Genomic DNA, 2,942 nt, shown 5'->3' with positions numbered 1-2,942 from the left:
TATAAGAGACAGTTCTAAAACCTTAAGGTATTGGAATAACTTTTTCTTCTGGCGAGTGACCAACTCACGACAAACCGATTGAGCCTTAACACTCAATCGGGAAAGTTAGCTGTGAGTAAACAAAAGCTATCCAAGTAAGATCGCTCTCCACTGTTCTACATTCATGTGTGGATAATCTCGCGCCAACTCTTTTGCCCTCAACTCAAGCTCTATCATGTGGTCATTGTCATCTTGGATATGTGGTCTTGAGTATGTCACGGAAAGGGTGTTACCTTGGGTGGCTCTCTCGGTGTCACCAAGGGAGGCATCGGGGGCGACACCCGAAAAACAAGGGTCGTTAGCGTACTCTATATCTAAGGGTTCCTCATCTGGCAAGCTCATAGGAACTTGTCTCAGTACTGCACTTATTAACGCTTGTGCATAGTCTTCAGCCCACGTAGGGTCTATTTTGCAACATACAAGCTTATGTCCATTCCAGGTTAAAGACAGCAAGCTGTATTCGTCGCATATTTCTCTTATCCAGCAGTTCAATGAACCTAAGCAAAAAATGAAAGTAATAGGTCTGTAAAACTGTACGATATTGTTTTTCATTGTTAGTATTATTCTTGTTGTCAGAATGAATATTATTAGCACTGGCTTTTAGTGCATAGGACTCTCTCGCTAGTTCACAGCTATTGAGAGAGTCTTGTTATTTTCGATGCCACTAGGTCATTTCTGTGTGGTCAAGGAAAGAGGTTTATCTATCAGCACACCACTTAATCACTGCTTCCCAGAATGCATTACTGTTGCCACGTACAGAAAAATCTCTAGCGCATTCCATGTTAAATGAATAGCAGCTTCTTACGTAGTCTCTAATTCTTCCAGCATTCCAGTAAGTCTTGATTTCTTCAGTGCCACATTTGGCATACTTGCCAAACGTTAAAAGTGCTTTGTTTTTCAACGCGAGATTTTTACTACTAGCAATTTCTGTAATGGGTTCCTTGCCTGCCAAAGCGTCATCAGTAGCATCGTTGCAGTACATTGATGCGTAGTCGCAAGCCGCAGGTAATCCACTTGTGCTGCTAGAGTTCAGAAAGTTGCTAATGTTGATGGATGCTAGTGCTATCATGGTATTGATTATTAGACGTTTTTGTTTTTGTTTTCCCCTTAATAGCTGGTAACTATTAAAGGGAAATTTGAGTTAACGGATTAAACAAAATCAATCATTCACAAGACTTACTAGGATTACGATTCCTCGGTAGGTCTTTCTTGTTCTTGGTTATCTGCGTAAATGTTAGCGGTATCAATTCCTAGCCTGTTTAGAAGGAATCTAAGCACTGAAACGAGCTTACGGGCTTGCTCATAGCGTGGTGAGGTAATCTTTTCTTCACAAGTTTTTTCCCATACACCAACCTCTTTCTCTAGGTCAATCAAGAGTAGATATATGTCATCCAACTTATCAGCAATAGAGATTGGGACATATTTTTGCATTGCCTCTCCTGCGTACTTCTTCTTCCTACCCGAACCTGGTTTCCTTGTACCTGCTTTTGGAACACCTCTAGGCATTGTTTTCCTCCTGTTCGTATGCGAATAAATGACGGTCTGGATCGTGCCCGTTATCAAGGCTTGCTTGAACTGCTTCTATTCGATTTTTCAGTAATTTATAGCGATCTTCGAGTTCAGAAAAGTTTTCAATTATTGTTTGTGGTGTTACTTCTTCACCCGTTAAGCCCATAACGAGAGAAACAAGTCTTGTGGACTCAATGCTTAACTGAAGTGCTTGGGTTTGAATAGTTTTAAATCTGTAGCCAGGTGAGTTCATAATTTCCTCTCAGTGACAGTAGTTTAAGTGACAGTAGCTCATACTCAGCAGTAACAGCGCTATGGAATCGATGAATCTCTGAATCCCTTGCTGTACTTGCTATATATCATTTATAACAGATAAATAAAAAACGTCAACTATTTATCTGTTATAAATAAGAAAACAAGCCACAGTGTATACTATGGCTGGATTACAAGAATTATTCACTTTGTTTGTATTCTCTGTCTGCTTCTCTACGCGTCGGGTGCTTGATGCCGATAATTCCTTTATCACATACCCTTACTTTTGGGATGCCATCTTGGGTAACACCATAGATGTCATCGGAAATGACACCCAATTCTCATACCCCTACTTCCCGCTCTTGGGACTACCAACATTCAGGTACGGGTTGAGCGCTTTTGCCTTTGAAAGTACCTCTGTACAACGAACGTACTCTTCACCCACGTCAGCGTAGGCGCTGGTAAAGGCTTTTGCTTCGTTCACCTCATCACGCATTGCTGTCAATAACTCTGCTTCAAGCTCTGCTAACGCTTGCTCGGTGGTAGCAATTCTTTGGCGTATGGATTCCACTTTTTCGTGGTGTTTTGCAAGTTTGGCTTGCTGTTCTTCACTGGGTAGTAGTGGCTGAGGTTTAGCGATTACTGAGTAAGTGCCTGTTTTGCGGATAGCTGGTATCACCTCTGATGTGAGCCACTTCTTGAAGCGTTTCGCTTGTGCCTTGCGAGAGGTGAGAACGAGAGAGTAGAGTCCTGACTCATTAACCAATAAACTTTCCCTGCGTTGTCCTGACAAGAGTAATGTTCGTATCAGCTTTTCATCGTCATCTAATCGACTTACTGCTTTACTTGTGTCATCGAGTTCCAATACCTTGCAAACATCTACCGCTACCCACCACGGTTCATCCGCAGTACCCACAAACCGTATTTCGTGTGACTCAAAACTGAAAACTGATAAGTTTGCCATTTTCTTCCGTGTGTGAAATTGTGTGTTCTTTATCGTTATTTCACTCATAGCTCTGTCAGCACCAAGGAAGATATATTTGGTAGGGAAAGGAAGTAAGATAAAAACACACAATTTACACACACAAGTTAGTGTCAGCGGTACTCTACGGCATCAAAAAAAATGTCGTAGAGTATACCCC

Annotated in this window: 6 protein-coding genes; all 6 read right to left on the bottom strand. The window is 41.6% G+C overall.

Features of this window, described 5'->3' with window-relative positions; translation table 11 throughout:
• Nucleotides 1-126 precede the first annotated feature (126 nt).
• Entirely contained in the window at nucleotides 127-381 is a 255-nt protein-coding gene (locus tag IQ229_RS21700; protein ID WP_194047283.1) for a hypothetical protein, read from the bottom strand.
• Between the two features lie 355 nt (nucleotides 382-736).
• On the bottom strand, nucleotides 737-1,108 hold the full coding sequence (locus tag IQ229_RS21695) for a hypothetical protein (RefSeq protein WP_194047281.1): 372 nt from the start codon (nucleotides 1,106-1,108) through the stop codon (nucleotides 737-739).
• Between the two features lie 116 nt (nucleotides 1,109-1,224).
• A complete protein-coding gene (locus IQ229_RS21690; RefSeq protein WP_194047279.1) occupies nucleotides 1,225-1,545 on the bottom strand; it encodes a hypothetical protein in 321 nt (106 codons plus the stop codon).
• Nucleotides 1,538-1,801 (bottom strand): hypothetical protein, encoded by a 264-nt coding sequence (locus IQ229_RS21685; protein ID WP_194047277.1) that lies wholly within the window; start codon nucleotides 1,799-1,801, stop codon nucleotides 1,538-1,540. The genes IQ229_RS21690 and IQ229_RS21685 overlap by 8 nt, the downstream gene beginning before the upstream one ends.
• Before the next feature lie 199 nt (nucleotides 1,802-2,000).
• Complete coding sequence (locus tag IQ229_RS21680) at nucleotides 2,001-2,138, bottom strand: hypothetical protein (protein WP_194047275.1); 138 nt, start codon at nucleotides 2,136-2,138, stop codon at nucleotides 2,001-2,003.
• Nucleotides 2,139-2,149: 11 nt separating this feature from the next.
• Nucleotides 2,150-2,764 (bottom strand): BRO-N domain-containing protein, encoded by a 615-nt coding sequence (locus IQ229_RS21675; protein WP_194047274.1) that lies wholly within the window; start codon nucleotides 2,762-2,764, stop codon nucleotides 2,150-2,152.
• Between the last annotated feature and the right edge of the window lie 178 nt (nucleotides 2,765-2,942).

Origin of the sequence: Nostoc cf. edaphicum LEGE 07299, from assembly GCF_015207245.1 — a bacterium.
Classification (GTDB): Bacteria; Cyanobacteriota; Cyanobacteriia; order Cyanobacteriales; family Nostocaceae; genus Nostoc; species Nostoc edaphicum_B.
This window is presented reverse-complemented; position numbering and strand designations above follow the sequence as displayed.